The organism is Tardiphaga sp. 866_E4_N1_4 (assembly GCF_052076075.1).
Taxonomy (GTDB): Bacteria; Pseudomonadota; Alphaproteobacteria; order Rhizobiales; family Xanthobacteraceae; genus Tardiphaga; species Tardiphaga robiniae.
This window is the reverse complement of sequence record NZ_CP197242.1, coordinates 1188831-1209245: the sequence shown is the minus strand read 5'-3', so window position 1 is coordinate 1209245 and position 20415 is coordinate 1188831. Positions and strand designations below refer to the sequence as shown.

The window sequence follows — 20415 nt, the reverse complement described above, 5'->3', positions numbered from 1 at the left end:
GGTATTCGTGACGTTCGCCGGCCGAGCCGGCAGGAGTATTTGCGTGGTCGCCCGCGTCCAACCCCGTCAATTGGCGTTCGCGCTGCCCCATGCGGAGAGTCTGTCCCGCGACAACTTCCTTGAGGGCCCGGCCAATGCCGAGGCGCTGGGACTGATCGACTGCTGGCCGGACTGGCCGAACCGGGTCATGCTCCTTGTCGGCCCGGAGGGGTCCGGCAAGAGCCATCTGGCAGCGATCTGGGCCGAGGAGGCCGGCGCGCGCTCCACCATGGCGCACAGCCTGACAGCTGCGACGGTTCCAGCTGAGTTGGTGACCAACGCACTGGTGGTGGAGGATCTCAATGCCGGTGCCTTCGACGAGCGGGCGCTGTTCCACCTTCTTAATCTGGCACGTCAGGACAACGCCTATGTGCTGATTACGGCGCGGGTCGCCCCGGCCGCCATGGAGGTCGAGTTGCGCGATCTGCGGTCGCGGCTCCGTGCGATCCCGGTAGTCAATTTGCTGCCGCCGGATGACGGGTTGTTTCGGGCGCTGATCGTGAAATTTTGTGCCGATCGCCAGCTCAGCATCGACGAGAGCGTGGTCAGCTATGTGGCCAGCCGCATCGAGCGGTCATTCGCCGCCGCCCGCCATACGGTGGAATTGCTGGATAGCGAGGCGCTCCGGCTTGGGCGGCCGGTGACCCGTGCATTGGCTGCGGAACTGCTGCGCGACGCCTGACTTAAGCCTTGGACGTCAAACGCGGCGCGTCACACCGTGCCTTGACGGCGCGGCAGGCAGGTTCCTCAATGTCATCGAAGCGTCACGCAACTGACGCAATGTCCGCTGTGATTTGTCGGCACTATAGCGCTGCTTGAACTGGATGGATTGCTGCCTCATGGACTCCGCAGAAGAGATTGTTATTGAAGAGAAAAAGGGCGAAGCGAAGCCGGCAGAGGTGGTCGCGTCGGGTCCCGAGCGCTTCATCAATCGCGAGCTGTCCTGGCTGCATTTCAATCGCCGCGTTCTTGAGGAATCCGTCAATCCGGGCCATCCGGCGCTGGAGCGCGTCCGCTTCCTGTCGATTTCCGCAAACAACCTTGATGAATTCTTCATGGTCCGCGTCGCCGGCATCAAGGCGCAGGTCCGCGAGGGAATCAGCGAGCGCAGCCCGGACGGCCTGACCCCGGCCGAGCAACTGGTGCTGATCAACAGCGCGGTCTCCAAGCTCGGCAGCGACCAGCAGGCGATCTGGCGCGACCAGCGCGGCATGCTGGCCGATGTCGGAATCGTGCTGCTCGACGGCAAGGAGGTCAGCAAGGCCGACCGGACCTGGATCGAGGACCACTTCCTCCACAACATTTTCCCGCTGCTGACGCCGCTGGCGATCGATCCGGCGCATCCGTTCCCGTTCATTCCGAGTCTGGGCTTCACCATCGCGCTGCATCTGTCGCGGGTGTCCGACGGCAAGACGATGAATGCGCTGATCCGCATGCCCGGCAAGATTGATCGCTTCATCCGCCTGCCGACCCCCGGCAAGGACGGCGCGGTCCGCCTGATCACGCTGGAACAGGCCACCGGCCTGTTCATCGCGCGTCTATTCCCGGGCTACACTGTTCAGGGGCAGGGTGCCTTCCGCATCATCCGCGACAGTGAACTCGAAGTCGAAGAAGAGGCCGAGGATCTGGTCCGGCTGTTCGAGACTGCGCTGAAGCGTCGCCGCAGAGGATCGGTGATCCGCCTCGAAATCGAAGCCAGCATGCCGGCAGAACTGCGTGCCTTCGTGCAGCGCGCGTTGGCGACTTCGGATGACGAAATCCTGCTGGTCGACGGCATCCTCGCCATGAACGAGGTTTCGCAGCTCACGCGACTCGATCGGCCCGATCTCGAGTTCGTGCCTTATGTGCCGCGTCATCCGGAACGTGTCCGCGATCATGGCGGCGACATCTTTGCCGCGATCCGTCAGAAGGACCTGATTGTCCATCATCCCTATGAATCCTTCGACGTTGTCGTGCAATTCCTGCAGCAGGCTGCGCGCGATCCGGACGTGGTGGCGATCAAGCAGACGCTCTATCGCACCTCCAACAATTCGCCGATTGTCCGCACGCTGGTCGAGGCCGCCGAAGCCGGTAAGTCGGTAACGGCGCTCGTCGAGCTGCGTGCGCGGTTCGACGAAGAGGCCAATATCCGCTGGGCGCGCGATCTCGAACGCGCCGGTGTCCAGGTGGTCTATGGCTTCCTGGAATTGAAGACCCACGCCAAGCTGTCGCTGGTGGTGCGCCGCGAGGGCGGCTCGCTCACGACCTATGTGCACACCGGCACCGGCAACTATCATCCGGTCACAGCGCGCATTTACACCGATCTGTCATATTTCACATCCGACCCGATCATCGGTCGCGATGCCGCACGCGTGTTCAACTATATCACCGGTTATGCCGAGCCGAGCGACATCGAGAAGATGGCCGTATCGCCGCTGACCTTGCGTGGACGCATGCTCGAACACATCCGCGGTGAAGCGGCATTCGCCCGCAGCGGCAAGCCGGGTGCGATCTGGCTCAAGATGAATTCGCTGGTTGATCCGGAAATCATCGATGCGCTCTATGAGGCGTCGAATGCCGGTGTATCCGTTGAACTGATCGTGCGTGGCATCTGCTGCCTGCGGCCGGGCGTGCCCGGCCTGTCCGAAAACATTCGCGTCAAGTCGATCATCGGCCGCTTCCTTGAACATGGTCGAATCTATTGCTTCGGTATGGGCAATGGCCTGCCGAGCCCGAAAGCGGCGATATACATATCGTCGGCTGACATGATGCCCCGCAATCTGGATCGCCGCGTCGAGGTTCTGTGTCCGCTGCAGAACCCCACCGTGCATACCCAGGTGCTTGAGCAGATCATGGTGGCCAATCTCAAGGATACGGAACAGAGCTGGCAATTGTTGCCGGACGGGTCGTCAACGCGTATGAAGGCAGCGAAGGGCGAGGAACCCTTCAATGTGCACAATTACTTCATGACGAATCCGAGTCTGTCTGGCCGTGGAAAGTCGCTTGAGAAATCATCCCCGCGCCGGCTCACCCGCCGTTCGGAGCGTCACCAATCCTCGTAAGGAACCAGCAACGTGGTAGCGCGTGCCAATCAACGCGCGACCAGCGTCGCCGTCATCGATATTGGCTCCAACTCGGTGCGTCTCGTGGTCTACGAGACGCTGACGCGAAGCCTTGTCACGCTCTTCAATGAAAAGGCGCTGTGCGGTCTCGGCCGCGAAGTGCAGAGCACTGGACTGCTAGCCAAGGACGCCGTCGACAAGGCGCTGACGGCGCTTCGGCGTTTCCGTGCGCTGTGCAGGGTCATGAAGGTCGGTCGCGTCTACGCGATCGCGACCGCTGCGGCGCGCGATGCGAGCAATGGACCTGCCTTCATCGCAGCAGCCGAGAAAATCTGCGGCTGCGAGATCCAGATCATATCGGGGCCGCGCGAAGCGAAGCTCTCGGCGCTGGGCGTAATTTCAGGCGTGCACAAGCCGGATGGCCTGGTTGGCGATCTCGGTGGCGGTTCGCTCGAATTGATCGATGTCAAAGGCAATGCGGTCCGGCAGGGCGTGACGCTGCCGCTCGGTAGTCTCGCATTGCAGGACGCCTCACAAAAATCGCCGAAGAAGGCCGAACGCATCGTCAAGCTGGCGCTGGCTGACGTCGCGCAACTTAAGGCGGGCGTGGGTCGCAATTTCTATGCGGTCGGCGGCACCTGGCGTGCTCTTGCCCGGCTGCACATCATCCAGAGCGGCTATCCGCTACGTGTGATGCATGGTTATTCGATCCCGGCCACCGAAGCGCTCGATTTCGTCCGCCGCTTGCGCCGGCTGGCAACGGCCAACATTCTTGCCAACATCGAAGCCATCGCCGAACAGCGTCAGCCGCTGCTGGTCTACGCGGCGCTCGTGCTTGAATACGTCATTCGCACCGCCAAGCCGAAGACTATCGTGTTCTCGACCTATGGCGTCCGTGAAGGCTTGCTGTACGAAATGCTGCCGCAAGCACAGCGCATGCAAGATGGTCTGGTCGGTGCCGCGCAGACGATGAACGAGTTACTGTCGCGTTCGGCCCGCCACGCACAGGAGCTGAGCGACTGGAGTGATCGGTTCGCCCGTGTCGCCAAGCTCAAAGAGACCGACGAGGATCGTCGGCTGCGCCGAGTGGCGTGTCTGTTGTCCGATATCGGCTGGCGCGTTCACCCGGATCATCGCGGCGAGCAGACGCTCAGTCTGATCACGAACGGCAATTTCGGCTCGGTCGATCATCACGGTCGCGCATTCCTCGCGCTCTGTGTGTACTACCGCTACGCAGGATTCGGCGCCGAGAACGAGCCCCCGGAGCTGGTCCGCGCGCTTGTCTCGCCGGCGCAGGTCGAACGCGCCCGTTTGCTCGGCGCGTTGTTCAGGGTCGCGCATCTCATTTCGGCGGCGCGGCCGGGCGTGCTGCCCGCCACGCATTTCGCCACCAAGGATCGCAAGATGATGCTCGTCTTCGAGCATCGCATGGTCGATCTCGTCGCCGACCGCGTCGGCAGCCGCTTCAAGCAGCTGGCACGATTAGTGGGGAAGTCCGGGACGATCGTCAGGCGATAGCCACCGTCGCTCATTCTGAATGACACTACTGATTGCACCGCGGCGTGACTCTCGGTTTCCGTGCGTATACTCTTTTCCGGTGCGGCCGTTTTGGTCCACGCGGCAAGTACATACGATTTCCGGACCGGGAGAATCGAAATGTCAGCCCTTCTGATCAACCTTATCGTTCAACTGATTGGCGGCGCGATTGGCGGAAATGTTGCTGGTGGTGCATCGAAGTCTGTCGACCTTGGTACACTCGGCAACACGATCGCGGGTGCAATAGGTGGCGGCGTTGGCGGTCAAATTCTCGGAATGCTGATTCCTATGCTTTCAAACGCATCGGCAACCACCGATATCGGTTCGCTAATCGGTCAGGTGGCCGGAGGCGGTGTCGCAGGTGCGGTGCTGACGGCAATCGTCGGAGCCATCAAGAACAGATCGGCGGCGTAAAACGATCGTCATTGCGTCTCGCAGGGCGAGGAGTAGTGCGCCCCGTCCTGCTGTTTGCGACAGGCAATAGAACGCTACCTTGTACGACGCAGCCTACGCGCGATCCACCCGGATCACCCGGCCTTTTTCCATCGCCAATGCAAGGCGGCCATGCTTGAGCGCCAGGGCGGCCTCGCCGAACAACTCACGCCGCCAGCCGTGCAGGGCGCCGACATCGGCATTGTCGTCGGTGGCGATCTGCTCGAGATCGTCGACCGTGGCGATGACCTTGCTGGCGACGGCGTGACGTTCCGACGTCATGCGTAGTAGCACTTTCAGCAGTTCGACGGTGGCCGCGCCATTGGAATTGCCGCGCGGCTTCTCGATCTTCGGCAATGTGGCGGGATCGCGGGCGATGCCACGCTGGACGGCGGCGACAATGTCGCTGCCCCACTTGGAGCGATCAAAGCCCTTCGGCAGCGAACGCAGATTGGCAAGTTTCTCCAGTGAGGTCGGCGCGTGGGTCGCGATATCGCCGACGGCATCGTCCTTCAGCACGCGTGAGCGCGGTACATCGCGGCTCTGTGCTTCCTGTTCGCGCCAGGCCGCGACTTCCATCAGCACTGCGAGCTCTTTCGGCTTGCGGACGCGGGTCTTCAGCCGTTCCCAGGCGCGCTCGGGATGGAAATCATAGGTCTTTGGCGAGGTGAGAATTTCCATTTCCTCGCTGACCCAGTCGCTGCGGTCGCGCTTCTTCAGATCGGCATCGAGCTTGGCGAACACGTCGCGCAGATGCGTGACGTCGGAGACGGCGTAGTGCAACTGCTCTTCGGTCAGCGGACGGCGCGACCAATCGGTAAAGCGGTGGGTCTTGTCGGGGCGGTGGCCGGTGACGCGTTCGACGAGTTGGTCATAGGCAATGCTGTCGCCGTAGCCGAGCACCATGGCTGCGACCTGGGTGTCGAAGATCGGATGCGGCACCACGCCGGCGCGGTGCACGATGATTTCGATGTCCTGCCGCGCGGCATGGAAGACCTTCAGCACGGCCTCGTTGGCCATCAGGTCGAAGAACGACGTGAGGTCGATGCCTTCGGCAAGCGTGTCGATCACCACCGCGTCTTCCGCGCTGGCCATCTGGACCACGCAGAGCAGCGGGTAATAAGTGGTCTCGCGGAGGAATTCCGTATCGACCGTAATGACGGGGTGCTTGGCAAGTCGCTCGCACGCGGCGGTCAGCTGGGCAGTGGTCGTGATCAGTTCCATGGACGGTCCATAACGCTTTTGCCAAGGCGTTCGGCCGAAAAACCTGTTGAGTCAAGGTGTTTCGGGCAGATTGGAGGTCTGCTCCGATAGAATGAGGGTGTTTAGGTGCCGCAGAAGGTCTTCAGTACGCGCTGATCCGGCTCCGGCGGCTCGGCGTAATCCGCCATCTCCGGTTGATCTTCATAGGGTTTCGCCAGCACCGCCAGCAATTTCTCGAACGGCGCGTAGTCGTCGGCCAGGGCCGCCTGGATTACCGCCTCGACGCGATGATTGCGGGGGATGAAGGCTGGATTGATCGTCTGCATGGCCTGATGGCGGGTACCGGCGTCCTGCGACTCCCGGCCGAGTCGTGCCCGCCAGTTCACGGCCCAGGCGTCAAACGCCGTCGGATCGATGAACAGTCCGCGGACGGCTTCGTCGCTGTCTGCGTCAACCGCGGCGGCGCCGAGGCGGCGGAAGGTCAGGGTGAAATCGGCCTGATTGGCGGTCATGGCGGTCAGCAGATCCTGCGCCAATGCGGCATCGTCCGGCTGGCTGGTGAACAGCCCGAGCTTTCGGCGGAGACCGGCCTGATAGGCCGTGTCGAAAATATCGGAGAATTCGCCCAATGCGGCCTGCGCGATCTCGATGGCGGTCTTCTCGTCGCTGTCGATCAGCGGCAGCAGCGTCTCGGCGAAGCGCGTCAGATTCCACAGCGCGATGCGCGGCTGGTTCGCATAGGCGTAGCGGCCCATCTCGTCGATCGAGCTGTACACCGTCGCGGGATCGTAGGCGTCCATGAAGGCGCAGGGGCCGTAATCGATGGTCTCGCCGGATACCGAGCAGTTGTCGGTGTTCATCACACCATGGATGAAGCCGACATGGAGCCAGCGTGCGACAAGTTCGGCTTGACGGCGGATCACTGCATCGAGCAAGGCGCGAATGGGATGTTCGGCTTCGGCTGCGTTGGGATAGTGCCTGTTGATCACATAATCGGCGAGTTGTTTGACGCCGGCGATATCCTCGCGCGCAGCGAAAAACTGAAACGTGCCGACGCGAATATGGCTTGAGGCGACGCGAGTCAGCACGGCGCCCGGCAGCATCGTCTCACGCTGAACCCGTTCGCCCGTGAGGACGGCGGCGAGGGAGCGCGTTGTGGGAATGCCCAGGGCCGCCATGGCTTCGCTGACGATATATTCCCGGATCACTGGACCAAGCGCAGCACGGCCATCACCGCGGCGCGAGAATGGCGTCGGACCGGAACCCTTGAGCTGGATGTCGCGGCGCACGCCGTCGCGGTCGATGACTTCGCCGAGCAGGATCGCGCGCCCGTCGCCGAGCTGCGCCACGAAATGTCCGAACTGATGTCCGGCATAGGCCATCGCGAGGGGATCGGCGCCATCTGGCACGCGCTTGCCAGCGAGAACCTCGACGCCTTCGGGACTGGCCAGCCAGTCAGGATCGATGCGGAGTTGGTCGGCCAGTGCGCGGTTCAGCTTGATCAGCCGCGGCGCTGTCACAGGCGTCGGTGCAACGCGGGCGAAGAAATTCGCGGGCAGGGCGGCATAGCTGTTGTCGAACGGGAAGTGGACTGTCATGGCCCCAAGATGGGGGGCCACGACGTGTTAGGCAACTGCTGAAAGCGGTCTCAGGCGGCGCGAACCGTGTCGAGGAACCGGTCGACTTCGTCCTTCAGGCGATTGCTTTCGAGCGACAGCGACTGCGCTGCGGCTAGCACCTGGGTCGATGCGGAGCCAGTCTCGCTGGCGCCGCGATTGACCTCGGTGACCTCGCTGGCGACCTGGGTGCTGAGCTGGGCCGACTGCTGGACATTGCGCGCGATTTCCTGTGTCGCTGCGCCCTGTTCCTCGACCGCCGCTGCGATGGCCGACGAGACTTCGGAAATCAGCGTGATGGTCGAGCCGATCTCCTTGATGGTCTCGATCGTCTCGGCACTGGCCGCCTGCATGCCGGCGATCTGCATGCTGATTTCGTCAGTGGCCTTGGCGGTCTGCGACGCCAGCGCCTTCACCTCGGCGGCGACAACGGCGAAACCGCGGCCGGCGTCACCGGCGCGCGCGGCCTCGATGGTGGCGTTGAGCGCCAGCAGGTTGGTCTGTTCGGCAACGGCGGTGATGAGCTTCACGACGTCATCGATGCGTGCAGTGGCCTGCGTGAGTTTGACAATGCTTTCATTGGTCTTCTCGGCCTGCAGCACGGCGGTCGAAGCGATACGGTTCGATTCATGAACCTGGCGGCCGATTTCATTCACCGACGAGGTGATTTCTTCCGTTGCCGCGGCCACCGACTGAACGTTGCTCGACACCGTATGCGATGCAGACGCTGCAGAGCCCGACAGCGTCATGGTGATATCCGACGTGCGGGTCAGCGTGGTGGCAGAGGCTTCGAGTTCGGTCGAGGCGGATGAAAGCGAACCAACAAGCTCGCTGATCATCGACTCGAAGTTGCTGGTCGCCTTCGTGATGGTTTCCGCACGGGCAGCCTTGATGGCGGCCTCGGCACCGGTAGCCTGATCCGCAGCACGCTTGGCGATGAGGGCGTCCTTGAAGATCTGCAACGCGCTGGCGATGCGTCCGATCTCGGTGCTCTCGCCCTGATGCGGGATAACGGCCTCCAACTGGCCGTCGGTCAGTTGGCCCATCGGCTTCAGGATCGAGGCGATGCCGCCGGAAATGTCGCGCACCAGATACATGGCAGCGCCGAGGCCGAGCACGACCGAGGCGCCGAGAATGATAACCATCATCCAGATCGCGTTGGCATAGGTGGCGTTCGCATTGCTGCCGGCTGCTTCGGCGCCCTTGTCGTTCAACTCGACGAGCTTGGCCAATGTGCCGTCCATGGCGCGGCCGGTCGGGACGACCTTTTTGGCGTTGATCTCTTTGGCGGCGTTCACGTCGCCCTTGTTGGCGAGGGCCTGGACGTCGTTGCCCGCGGCGATGAAAGCCTTCCATTCTGCGTCGAGCTTGTCGGCCAATTCGCGCTCTGCCGGCGACGACACCAGCGGGGCATAGGCCTTTGCGGCCTTTTCAAAGTCCGATTTGCGGGCGGCAAGGTTCTTGTCGACATCCGGACGGTCGGCATCGGCCACGATCAGGTGGTCGCGCAGCACTGCGCGATACCGCGCCGACTGAACGCGCATTTCGCCGATCCAGCGGACGCTGGGGAGCCACTGCGTCTGGATATCCTGGGTTGCTGCGTTGATGGCTCGCATCTGCATGAAGGCGAGGGTGCCGATGCCCGCGATCACCACGAAGAGAAAAGCGACAATGACAAACAGCTTGGTACTGATCGAATATCTGGCGAGCACGAACATATTCCTCGGCGGTTCTAAGGCTGCGACGCCGGTCAGCCGAAATGGCGGCTGCCTTGGGTTGCGGCAGGGCAAGAAGCAGCAAGTTCCAGTTGAATCACCTGCCTTCAAAACGGGCTGGGTTCACGGCAAGACAGTGAATGGTGGTCGTCAACGTTCAGTAAATTTTGACACAAATACCGCTTTAAGTGGTTGAATCTGGTGCTGAAATACCGACGTGACGTATCCGGGTGCAGATGGTGCTTGACCCGAGGTAGCTGGTTATTGCGTGTGCAATCATGTAGTTCCCGCGTTGCGGGAGGTTTTCCGATCACTCGATTGCATTTGGAAATGGTAATCCGAAATTCATCGGTCGGAGGCCTCCGGTGATGCAGTCGCGGCCCGCAAATTCGGCCGATCTGATCACCGAGCTTTGGTTGCCGCGTCGGGTGCGGTCGGGTAAACCCTGCGCTTCGCGCTTGATCGCGAACCCGATTCCGCCCTCTGACGTATTTCCAGGATACCCATGCATCGCTACCGGTCTCACACCTGCGGCGCGCTCCGCGACAGCCATATCGACCAGACCGTTCGCCTGTCGGGGTGGTGCCATCGTATCCGCGACCATGGCGGCGTGCTCTTCATCGATCTGCGCGACCATTACGGCCTGACGCAATGCGTCGCCGACCCGGACTCGCCGGCATTCAAGGTTGCCGAGACGCTGCGTTCGGAATGGGTCGTGAAGATCGACGGCAAGGTGCGTCGTCGTCCCGGCGGCACCGAGAATGCCGAACTGCCCACCGGCGATGTCGAGATCTATATCGATGCCATCGAGGTGCTCGGCCCTGCGGCCGAACTGCCGCTGCCGGTGTTTGGTGATCAGGACTATCCGGAAGACATCCGACTGAAATATCGCTTCCTCGACCTGCGCCGCGAGAAACTGCACCAGAACATCATGACCCGCGGCGCCATCGTTGACTCGATGCGCAAGCGGATGAAGGAGCAGGGCTTCTTCGAATTCCAGACGCCGATCCTCACCGCGTCGTCGCCGGAAGGCGCACGTGACTTCCTGGTGCCATCGCGCATCCATCCCGGCAAGTTCTACGCGCTGCCGCAGGCGCCGCAGCAGTACAAGCAGTTGCTGATGATGTCGGGCTTCGACCGCTACTTCCAGATCGCGCCATGCTTCCGCGACGAGGATCCGCGCGCCGATCGTCTGCCGGGCGAATTCTACCAGCTCGATCTCGAAATGAGCTTCGTCGAGCAGGAAGACGTGTTCGCCGCCGTGCAGCCGGTCATCACCGGCGTGTTCGAGGAATTCGCCAAGGGCAAGCCGGTCAACAAGGACTGGCCGAAGATCCCTTATGCGGAGTCGCTCCGCAAATACGGCACCGACAAGCCCGACTTGCGCAACCCGATCGAGATGCAGAACACGGCAGAGCACTTCCGCGGCTCCGGCTTCAAGGTGTTCGCGCGCATGCTCGAAGACGACAAGAATCAGGTCTGGGCGATCCCCGGTCCCGGTGGCGGCAGCCGTGCATTCTGCGACCGCATGAATTCCTGGGCGCAGGGCGAAGGCCAGCCGGGCCTCGGCTACATCATGTGGCGTGAAGGCGGTGAGGGCGCTGGTCCCTTGGCCAACAACATCGGACCGGAGCGCACCGAAGCGATCCGTCAGCAGCTCGGCCTGAAGGCTGGCGATGCTGCGTTCTTCGTCGCGGGCGATCCCGAGAAGTTCTACAAGTTCGCCGGTCTCGCACGCACCAAAGTCGGCGAAGAGCTCAACCTCATTGACAAGGAGCGCTTCGCGCTCGCCTGGATCGTCGATTTCCCGATGTACGAGTACAATGAGGACGACAAGAAGGTCGACTTCTCGCACAACCCGTTCTCGATGCCGCAGGGTGGCATGGATGCACTGACAGGTCAGGATCCGCTGACCATCAAGGCTTTCCAGTACGACATCACCTGTAACGGCTACGAGATCGCGTCGGGCGGCATCCGTAATCACAAGCCAGAAGCAATGGTGAAGGCGTTCGAGATCGCCGGTTATGGCGAGGAGACGGTGGTCGAGCGCTTTGGCGGCATGTATCGCGCCTTTCAGTACGGCGCACCGCCCCATGGCGGCATGGCGGCAGGCGTCGATCGTATCGTGATGCTGCTCTGCGGTACGAACAACCTGCGCGAGATCTCGCTCTTCCCGATGAACCAGCGTGCTGAAGATTTGTTGATGGGCGCACCGTCAGAGGCTTCGCCGAAGCAGTTGCGTGAAGCGCATATCCGTCTCAATCTGCAGGACAAGTAGCCCGGCAAACCAACAAGAAGAAACGCCCTTCTACCTAACTTTTGTTTTATGACGCGCGGGAGCACGCATGTCTTCTTCATCTTCTGACGATCTCTCGCGCGCGGCGCTTGCCTATCATCGCCTTCCCAGGCCGGGTAAGCTGGAAATCCAGGCCACCAAGCCGCTCGCCAACCAGCGCGATCTGGCGCTGGCCTATTCGCCGGGCGTGGCGGCGCCATGCCTCGCGATCGCTGCCGACCCCAATGAAGCGGCGTCGCTGACCTCGCGTGCCAATCTCGTGGCTGTCGTCTCCAACGGCACGGCTGTGCTTGGTCTCGGCAATATCGGTCCGCTGGCGTCGAAGCCGGTGATGGAAGGCAAGGCGGTCCTGTTCAAGAAGTTCGCCGGCATCGACGTGTTCGACATCGAGATCGCCGCCGACACCATCGAGCGCGTGGTCGAGGTCGTCTCGGCGCTGGAGCCGACCTTCGGTGGCATCAACCTTGAGGACATCAAGGGTCCGGAATGTTTCGAGATCGAGGCGCAACTTAAAGAGCGCATGAAGATCCCGGTGTTTCACGACGATCAGCATGGCACCGCCATCATCGTCGGCGCCGCGATCAAGAATGCGCTGCTGCTCAACGGCAAGAACATCAAGAACGTCAAGATCGTCTGCTCGGGTGCTGGCGCTGCGGCGATCGCCTGTCTCAATCTTCTGGTGTCGCTGGGCGCGCAGAAGAAGAACATCTGGGTCTGCGATATCGACGGTGTCGTGCATGAGGGCCGGAACACCCTGATGGATCGCTGGAAGGCGGTCTATGCGCAGAAGACCGATGCGCGCGTGCTGGGCGATGTCATCGCCGGCGCCGATATTTTCTTGGGCGTCTCCGCTCCGGGCGTGCTGAAGCCCGAGATGGTCAAGGCGATGGCCGACAAGCCGCTGGTGATGGCGCTGGCCAATCCGACGCCGGAGATCATGCCGGACGAAGCGCGCAAGGCACGCCCGGACGCGATGATCTGCACCGGCCGGTCGGACTTTCCGAACCAGGTCAATAACGTCCTTTGTTTCCCGTTTATCTTCCGCGGTGCACTCGATTGTGGTGCGACGGCGATCAATGAGGCGATGAAGATCGCTGCCGTCGATGCCATCGCGCAGCTTGCGCAAGACCCGCCGTCGGATGCCGTGACCGCCGGCTTCGACAACGAGACCCAGGGCTTCGGTCCGGGGTCGCTGATCCCGAGCCCGTTCGATCCACGCCTGATCCTGCGCATCGCGCCGGCCGTCGCCAAGGCGGCGATGGAATCCGGCGTGGCCTCGCGCCCGATCGCCAATTTCGAGGAATACACCGCAGGTCTCGAGCGTTTCGCATTCCGCTCCGGTCTGGTGATGAAGCCGGTCTTCGCGAAGGCAAAGACCCAGCCGGTGCGCGTGATCTATGCCGAAGGCGAAGACGAGCGCGTGCTGCGCGCCGTGCAGGTGGTGCTGGAAGAGAAGCTGGCGCGTCCGATTCTCGTTGGCCGTCCGTCGGTCGTCGAAGCCCGCATCAAGCGGTTTGGTCTGGCGATCCAGGCCGGCCAGGATTTCGACCTGATCAATCCCGAGGACGATCCGCGTTATCGCTCTTACGTGCAGTCCTATATCGACGTGGCCGGCCGTCGCGGCGTGACGCCGGATGCGGCGCGCACGGTCGTCCGCACCAATGCGACGGTGATCGCCGCGCTCGCCGTGATCCGCGGCGAGGCGGATGCAATGATCTGCGGCGTCGAAGGCCGCTACATGAGCCATCTGCGCCATGTGCGCGAGATCATCGGCTTCCTGCCGGGCGTCAGCGATTTTGCAGCGCTGTCGCTGATGATCACCAGCAAGGGTGCGCACTTCATCGCTGATACGCAGGTGCGTCCGAATCCGAGCGCGGAAGAACTCGCGGAAATCGCGGCGCTCGCTGCCAACCATGTGCAGCGCTTCGCCATGAAGCCGAAGATCGCTTTCGTGTCGCATTCTGACTTTGGCAGCTACGATACGGACTCTTCGCGCAAGATGCGCCGCGCCGCAGCATTGCTGCGTGAGAAGCATCCGGAAATCGAGTCCGATGGCGAAATGCAGGGCGACACCGCGCTGTCGGAAGCGGCCCGCAAGATCGTGCTGCCGCATTCGAAACTCGAAGGCTCGGCGAATGTCCTCATCATGCCGACGCTCGATGCCGCCAATGTCGCTTATCAGATGATCAAGACGCTGGCGGATGCGCTCCCGGTCGGCCCGATCTTGATCGGCCCGGCGCGTCCGGCGCATATCCTGACGCCGGGGGTGACAGCGCGTGGTATCCTCAACATGACGGCGGTGGCCGCTGTCGAGGCGCAGGAGCGGGCTGGGCGTCCGCAGGCGAGCCTGTTCGGCTAGCGCGTTCAGTCAGCCTCGCGCTGGCTGGATGCTGCCCGGCTATTGCGCTTTTGGATAGTTCGCCAATCTGAGAAGCATCGCGACAAATGGATGACGCCAACGAGGTCATCCATTTGTTCGTTTGAAAAATGTGATGGAATGATCATACTCGTCACGTATTTCGACGAGTATTCATTGCAGTCCAGCGAGGCCGACCAATGCCAGCGTTTATTACTTTCGGGCGCATTCTCTTTGCCGTGATCTTCATTGCGTCCGGCGCATCCAAGTTTCTCGACCTCAGCGCAACTGCGGATGCAATCGCGAACAAGGTTATCCCGACGATCCCCGCAGTCGTGACGCCCTATGCGACGCAGCTCGAAGGGCTGGCGGGCATGGAATTGAAGCAGATTCTCGCAATCGCCGTTGCAACACTGGAACTGGTCGGCGGTATTCTCGTCGCGCTGAATCTGGGTGCGCGCTTTTTCGCCCTGGTGCTGGTGCTGTTCGTGATGGCCGCGACTTTCTACTTCCACGACTTCTGGAACCTGACAGGCCCTGAGGCCAAGAACCAGATGATCCACGCGCTGAAGAACCTATCGCTGATCGGCGGCCTCTTCATGATCGCCGGTATCGGCCGCAGCGCGCGGCTGCCGGGCGGCTACAACGAAGTGTAGTTGTCGTTCAGGACACCCGCCGCCAGGCCGTTACTGTGACTTCACGCGCGGCGTCGAGGATTTGGACCTCGCTCGCTTGCAGGCCGTGACTGGAGAGAATGTCCTGCGGTGATCGTTCGGGGACGCCGGGGAAGCATCCCTCGCCGCCGGGCAGGCGGACATGCGGCGCCTGCGACAGCCAAAACACGTCGATGCGATCAAAGAACATCTCGAATACGCTGGGGCCGCCGATGACGGCGACGGTGCCGGCATGAACGCCCGCATGCGCGCAAGCGTCTTCGAAAGATGCGCCGGCCGGATTCCACAGCGTGGCTTTGTTGTTTTCGGGATCGGGGCCTATGGCAGCGATGCTGCGGCTGACGATGATGCGCTTGCGTTTCGGTGAGTTCGGCTGATCCTCGAACGAATGCCTGCCGTGCACGATTAGGTCGGCACGGTCGAGACCTGCGGTGAAAAAGGCGAGGTCGCCGGGAAATTTGAGGGTATCGGGCATCACGCCACTGGCGTCGGCGAGCATGCCGTCCGCCGAGACGATGACGTAGCCGTTGAAACGAAATGCGGGCATCAGGGGCGTCGACGAGTCCTCATTATTCCGAGATCGTCTGGACGACGCTGTTCACGGGACGGCTGCTGACCGTCGGCAGCTTGGCGTCCTTGACGATCGCTTCATCATAGGACGCGATGGTCTGCACGGGTGCCTTGGCGCGCATATGCACGACCTTGTAGCCACCGGCCTTGAGCTTGCGCAGCAGGGTCGGCAACGCTTCGGCGGTGTGTTTCTGGAAGTCGTGCATCAGGATGATACCCTTGCCGAGCTTGTCGAGCTTGGTCATCACATTGGTGATGACCTGTTCAGACTTGCGCGTCTTGAAGTCGAACGAGTCGATGTCGCAGGAGAAGATCGCCATGTTGCGCGTGCCCAGATAGGTGACGATTTCCGGCGGGTGCTGCAGCGCCGGAGCGCGGAAGAACGGTGCTGGGGCTGAGCCGAGTGCCCACTTCACGGCGCTGAAGCCTTTCTCGATTTCATCGATACGCTGCTGCTGGGTCAGTTTCTTGTTGGTCAGCGCGATATGAGCCCAGGTGTGTCCGCCGATGGTATGGCCGGCCGCAGCGACCTGTTTGAGCACCTCCGGATAATAGGTAGCGTGCTTGCCGATCGGAAAGAACACTGCCTTGACGCATTCGTCGGCCAGCGTCTTCAACACGGTCGGCGTCGTAGTCTGCCACGGGCCATCGTCGAAGGTCAGCACCACTTCCTTGTCGCGCAGGAAGTCGAGCTGCTTGAAATGTTCGAAGCCGAAACCCGGACCGCCCGTCGTGTCGATCTCGACCACACGGCTGACGCCGAGCGCATCGGGATTGGCGCAGGTCGATTTGGCGGGAGCAGGTGCAGCCGCGGGCGCCGGTGGCGGCGCGGGCGTTGCCGCGGGGGCGGGCGCTGGGGCTCCGGCTTTGGGTGCCTGCGCCTGTGCGCCTGCCGCCCACAATGAAATCGCGCTCGCAAAAATCAGACCTGCCGCACTGCGCATCACGTTCCCCTTGACCTGCGACCAGCGTCGTCAGCGAGGTGGCCGGGCTGATCCAGATGGTCGTGGCCGCAATTCTAGCGCGATTTCAGGCGGTACCGCTATGGCAACGGCCCTTATCCCCAGTCAGTGGCTGGATCGATATTGAACCGCTCAAGCCGCGGTCAGGGCACGTCCGACGGCGGTCTTGATGCGTGTATCGGTCGGTTCGAATTCGGAGGCGAAGGAGTCGGTGAGATAGCCATCGCGGCCGACCAGATATTTGTGGAAGTTCCACCGCGGCAGGTCGCGCGGCCGTGCCTCTGCCGCCCATTTGTAGAAGGGGTGCGCGTTCGGTCCCTTCACGACGGTCTTGGCGGCCATCGGGAAACCGATGCCGAAATGTCCCTCGGTAATCTCGGCGATCTCCTTGGCGCTGCCCGGCTCCTGTCCGCCGAAGTCATTGGAGGGCACGCCGACGATCATCAAGCCGCGCTCGCGGAATTCGGTCCACAGTGTCTGAAGCCCGGCATATTGCGGGGTGAAGCCGCATTGCGAGGCGGTGTTGACCACCATGATCGGGCGGCCGGCATAGTCGGCAAGTTTGATGTCGCCACCCTTGAGGCCGGGAAACGCGAAGCCATAGGCGGTCATGCGGCTCACGGCGCCTTGCGCCGAGGCGTGACGCGCGACCGCCACGGCACTTGCCGCGCCCAATACCGTTGTCAGTATCTGCCTGCGATTGATCATCGCCATTCGTCGTAGCCCAGCCTGTTTCGCGAGCAGAGTAGCGTTATCTCCGAGATGACGCACTCAACAAGCTGTTACAAGGCCGGAGTGAACGAGGCTAGCGCAGCGGCACCACGAATTCAGTGCCCTGGCCGGTCTCGCCGCCGGCGGCAATGCCCTGATCGGACACCACGATGGAGCCGCCACTCGCGAGCGCTTCGGTGATCTGGGCCATCGCGTCCGCAGGGATCGTCAGGCGGTCAAGCGCCTCTGCGGCGCTGTTTGGCAGCGGACGGGTTTTCACCTCAACCGCACCAGTGGATTTGCGGCGACGCGAAACATTGTCGTCTTCGTCCGCGTGACGCGGGACGGCAGGCAGCGAGACTGCGGTCCAGTGAAATGCCTTGGCATCATCCTTGTCGGTGCGGGCGGTAAAGATGTGAGTGCCGAGCGGGCGATCGCTGGGCTTGATGGCGATCGGCGTCTCGAACAGCGGCGCGAAATTCTGCCGCACATAGAGCTTGCCGTCCTTGCCGCTGACCAGCACGGCAATCTGGCCGGACCGCTTTGGCGTCGCATCGGCAGCGGGCGCCGGGGAGGCCGTAGACATTTCGGCCTTCGCTGCATCCGCAGGGCGCGTTTCGTCCTTCTTGGCGTCGGGCACACTGGCGGCGACCGGTGCGACATCAGCTTTTGCGATTTCCGCCTTCGGGGCTTCCGTCTTGGCAGGCTCAAGCTTGGCTGGCGCTTCCGCGACGGTCTCTGCCGATTTGACCTCGGGGGTCGGCAATTCGACGACCTTGGCGATCGCGGCGTCGAGATCGCGGCGCGTCATGATCTCGGGCTCGGCGGCTTTGACGGCGGTTTCGACCTTTGTAGGTGTGGCGTCCGACATCACAGTCGCAGGCGCCGGTTTTGTCATCGCATTGCTGGCATCGGCGGTCTGGGTCTTGTCCTGAGTCTTGGAGCGGTCGGCGGCGGATGGCCTCAGACCGAGGTCTTGGAGCTTCGCATCTGCCGATGCCTTATCGGCCTTGGGCGACGCCTGGACGTCTTGAGGCGCCGCTGCCGCGACTGGACCCGGCGCGGCCTTCTGAGCGGCGAGCAGCGGATGCGAGATTTCCGCCGGGGAGATTTCGCCGGGCGCGATGATCACGCGGGCGCCCATGCGGGTCCAGCCCCAGATCTTGGTCGCAAAGGCCATCGGCATGCGGATGCAGCCGTGGGACGCCGGATAGCCTGGCAGCGCGCCGGCATGCAAAGCAATGCCCGACCAGGTGATGCGCTGCATGTAGGGCATCGGCGCGCCGCTATAGATGTTGGAGCGGTGCCATTTGTTCTTCTGGATGATGCTGAACACGCCCATGGGCGTCGAATGGCCGCGCATGCCGGTGGAGACCGGCGTCTCCGCGAACAGGCCATTGGCGTCGAATACCCGCAGGGACTGTCGCTCGATCGAGATGGCGATCACCAGCGGGCCGACCGGCTTGGCGTGTTCCTTGACCTGCTTCTCGAGCTTGGCGCCAAGGCGCTTCAGCTTCTTCTGGCGCTGCTGCGGTTGCGGCGCCGGCGGTTCGATCTCCCGCATGATCATCGGGTTTTCGTCGGTCCAGAACACCGCGGCGTCCGCAGGCGCCACGGTCATGCCGGCCATGGCGACCAGCGCGATCCGCAGGAGGCCGCCGGAAAAAATCGTGCTGCTCAGAAAACGGCTTTTTTCCCCTGGTTCACGCGACAATTGAAATGCACTCACGTCCAATATCCTCGAATCCATCTGAAAACATTAGTCTCGCAGGCGCGAGATGGGTTCACCAGCATGAGTGATCTGGCTACCGCTGAGTCGGGATCAGCCTAGCAAAAAAGCCTCACATTGAATTAACAGAGGGGCATCCTGGCTTCCGAATCCGCTTGGAATGCCTACATATTCTGGATCAGTCACGGAGAGTTGCATGACGTTTAATGGATCTGGCGCGCTCACCAAGATGCTGCGGCGCGGCGTCCTGGCGCTTTCGGCATTCGCGGCGTTGGCAATTGTCCCGGCACACGCTGCGGACGAGCCGGATCTGATTTTCCGGCGCTCCACCGTGTTCAAATGGCTCAGCCCAAACGACAAGCTGGCGACTTACGGCGTCGACGACCCCGAAGTCGACGGCGTCGCCTGCCACTTCACGGTGCCTGAAAAGGGTGGCTTCAAGGGCTGGCTCGGTCTGGCCGAAGAAGTTTCGGACATCTCGCTCGCGTGCCGGCAAATCGGCCCCATCACGTTCAAGGCCAAGAGCGATCAGGGCGAGGATATGTTCCGGCAGCGCCGGAGCCTTTTCTTCAAGAAAATGCAAATCGTCCGCGGCTGCGACGCCAAGCGAAACGTGCTGGTTTACATGGTCTATTCGGACCGGATCATCGAGGGGTCGCCGAAGAACTCGACGTCGTCAGTTCCGATCATGCCCTGGGGGCAGTCAGACGCCGCCGTGCAGAAATGCGGCGACTTCATCAAATAAGCGAGCTAATGGCCGCTAGAACTTAGCTGTGCTTCGCTATTCAACGGAGTGGGTGACGACGCGTTTTGTGCGCAAGCGGTCCCATGACTGCTGCGGCTGCGGGTCACGATAACCCACGAGCTGGACCAGCTGCTGCGGATAGCACTCGTTGCCGTGTGAGCCGTAGCCCTGCTGCGACATAGCGCCTTGGCATTTGGCGCGCGCGTGTGCCGTGGAGATCAGTGGCCGTCCGGGTGCGCTGATCGGGGTATCCTTGCCAACGTCGTTGTTGCCAGTTCCCACGACTGCATTCCTTCTCTTCGAGGTAAACAGAAACGCGCAGTCGCCTGAAAAGGTTGCATACGCTCTCCTGAAGTCGCTTTAGCCGCGTTTCGGTTCAGTTTTGTTAAGGGCGTGCGACAGCCGGACGAACTTTCGAGACATCCTTTCCAAGGCGTTCTTTCTAAGCCGTTCGCAGATTTGCCGCCCGGATTGTGTCGTCGGCATGGGCGCCACGAAACAATTCAGCAGGGGGACGAAACCATTTTCCTCTTGGGCCGCAGACGTGCCGAAACCCGCATTGGCTATCCATTTGTCAACGACGCGGCGGGCAGCACTGCCGAACTGGAGACGTCAGATGCGCACCATCAGCTTCATCCTCGCTTTCGCCTTTATCCTGGCTGGCCCGTCGATGGCCGGTTCCACCGATGGTAACCTGCCCGGTATCGGTACGTTCGCCTTTACCGGTTCGCCGGTGATCAGCGCTGCTGCGCCGATGGTTGTGGCCTACGCACGCTGATTTCGATCGCGG

The 20415-nt window shown here is 62.1% G+C and carries 17 protein-coding genes; 10 read left to right on the top strand and 7 right to left on the bottom strand.

Annotation, left to right across the window (positions count from 1 at the left end; genetic code table 11):
* Positions 1-43: 43 nt before the first annotated feature.
* The 4 genes from AB8B20_RS06065 (at position 44) to AB8B20_RS06050 (ending at position 5030) form a co-directional block, all read left to right on the top strand.
* Entirely contained in the window at positions 44-721 is a 678-nt protein-coding gene (locus AB8B20_RS06065; protein ID WP_089263968.1) for a DnaA ATPase domain-containing protein, read from the top strand.
* Positions 722-878: 157 nt separating this feature from the next.
* The gene (locus tag AB8B20_RS06060; RefSeq protein ID WP_120292383.1) at positions 879-3080 is read left to right on the top strand and encodes an RNA degradosome polyphosphate kinase; all 2202 of its coding nucleotides are present in this window, start codon (positions 879-881) and stop codon (positions 3078-3080) included.
* Between the two features lie 12 nt (positions 3081-3092).
* The gene (gene ppx / locus AB8B20_RS06055; protein WP_439071984.1) at positions 3093-4598 is read left to right on the top strand and encodes an exopolyphosphatase; all 1506 of its coding nucleotides are present in this window, start codon (positions 3093-3095) and stop codon (positions 4596-4598) included.
* Positions 4599-4736: 138 nt separating this feature from the next.
* Entirely contained in the window at positions 4737-5030 is a 294-nt protein-coding gene (locus AB8B20_RS06050) for a hypothetical protein (RefSeq protein ID WP_439071983.1), read from the top strand.
* 93 nt (positions 5031-5123) lie between these two features.
* Here AB8B20_RS06050 and rnd read toward each other — a convergent pair whose 3' ends face one another.
* The 3 genes from rnd to AB8B20_RS06035 all read right to left on the bottom strand — a co-directional run bounded on the left by rnd (position 5124) and on the right by AB8B20_RS06035 (position 9579).
* Complete coding sequence (rnd, locus tag AB8B20_RS06045; RefSeq protein ID WP_309945700.1) at positions 5124-6272, bottom strand: ribonuclease D; 1149 nt, start codon at positions 6270-6272, stop codon at positions 5124-5126.
* 101 nt (positions 6273-6373) lie between these two features.
* Positions 6374-7849 (bottom strand): protein adenylyltransferase SelO, encoded by a 1476-nt coding sequence (locus AB8B20_RS06040; RefSeq protein WP_439071982.1) that lies wholly within the window; start codon positions 7847-7849, stop codon positions 6374-6376.
* A gap of 50 nt (positions 7850-7899) precedes the next feature.
* The gene (locus tag AB8B20_RS06035) at positions 7900-9579 is read right to left on the bottom strand and encodes a methyl-accepting chemotaxis protein (RefSeq protein WP_439071981.1); all 1680 of its coding nucleotides are present in this window, start codon (positions 9577-9579) and stop codon (positions 7900-7902) included.
* Here AB8B20_RS06035 and AB8B20_RS06030 point away from each other — a divergent pair.
* From AB8B20_RS06030 to AB8B20_RS06015, 4 genes are all read left to right on the top strand, one after another.
* A complete protein-coding gene (locus tag AB8B20_RS06030; RefSeq protein WP_439071980.1) occupies positions 9551-9778 on the top strand; it encodes a hypothetical protein in 228 nt (75 codons plus the stop codon). The genes AB8B20_RS06035 and AB8B20_RS06030 overlap by 29 nt on opposite strands.
* Positions 9779-10087: 309 nt before the next feature.
* A complete protein-coding gene (aspS, locus tag AB8B20_RS06025) occupies positions 10088-11860 on the top strand; it encodes an aspartate--tRNA ligase (protein WP_175366117.1) in 1773 nt (590 codons plus the stop codon).
* Positions 11861-11927: 67 nt separating this feature from the next.
* Positions 11928-14237, top strand: a complete 2310-nt coding sequence (locus AB8B20_RS06020; RefSeq protein ID WP_068731100.1) for an NADP-dependent malic enzyme — start codon at positions 11928-11930, stop codon at positions 14235-14237.
* Positions 14238-14434: 197 nt separating this feature from the next.
* Positions 14435-14890, top strand: a complete 456-nt coding sequence (locus AB8B20_RS06015; RefSeq protein WP_089263975.1) for a DoxX family protein — start codon at positions 14435-14437, stop codon at positions 14888-14890.
* A 7-nt stretch (positions 14891-14897) separates the two neighbouring features.
* Here the strand turns inward: AB8B20_RS06015 and AB8B20_RS06010 are convergent, their stop codons facing one another.
* The 4 genes from AB8B20_RS06010 to AB8B20_RS05995 form a co-directional block, all read right to left on the bottom strand.
* Positions 14898-15455: a dihydrofolate reductase family protein gene (locus AB8B20_RS06010; RefSeq protein ID WP_439071979.1), complete on the bottom strand. Its 558-nt coding sequence runs from the start codon at positions 15453-15455 to the stop codon at positions 14898-14900.
* 22 nt (positions 15456-15477) lie between these two features.
* Complete coding sequence (locus tag AB8B20_RS06005) at positions 15478-16422, bottom strand: polysaccharide deacetylase family protein (protein WP_231080493.1); 945 nt, start codon at positions 16420-16422, stop codon at positions 15478-15480.
* A gap of 150 nt (positions 16423-16572) precedes the next feature.
* A complete protein-coding gene (locus AB8B20_RS06000) occupies positions 16573-17148 on the bottom strand; it encodes a glutathione peroxidase (RefSeq protein WP_231081120.1) in 576 nt (191 codons plus the stop codon).
* Positions 17149-17245: 97 nt separating this feature from the next.
* Positions 17246-18880 carry a L,D-transpeptidase family protein gene (locus tag AB8B20_RS05995; protein WP_439071978.1) on the bottom strand — a complete coding sequence of 545 codons (1635 nt, stop codon included), beginning with the start codon at positions 18878-18880 and terminating at the stop codon, positions 17246-17248.
* 229 nt (positions 18881-19109) lie between these two features.
* Here AB8B20_RS05995 and AB8B20_RS05990 point away from each other — a divergent pair, with 229 nt between their 5' ends.
* A complete protein-coding gene (locus AB8B20_RS05990; RefSeq protein WP_439064636.1) occupies positions 19110-19625 on the top strand; it encodes a CreA family protein in 516 nt (171 codons plus the stop codon).
* A 616-nt stretch (positions 19626-20241) separates the two neighbouring features.
* Positions 20242-20403 carry a hypothetical protein gene (locus AB8B20_RS05985; protein WP_439071977.1) on the top strand — a complete coding sequence of 54 codons (162 nt, stop codon included), beginning with the start codon at positions 20242-20244 and terminating at the stop codon, positions 20401-20403.
* Positions 20404-20415 lie beyond the last annotated feature (12 nt).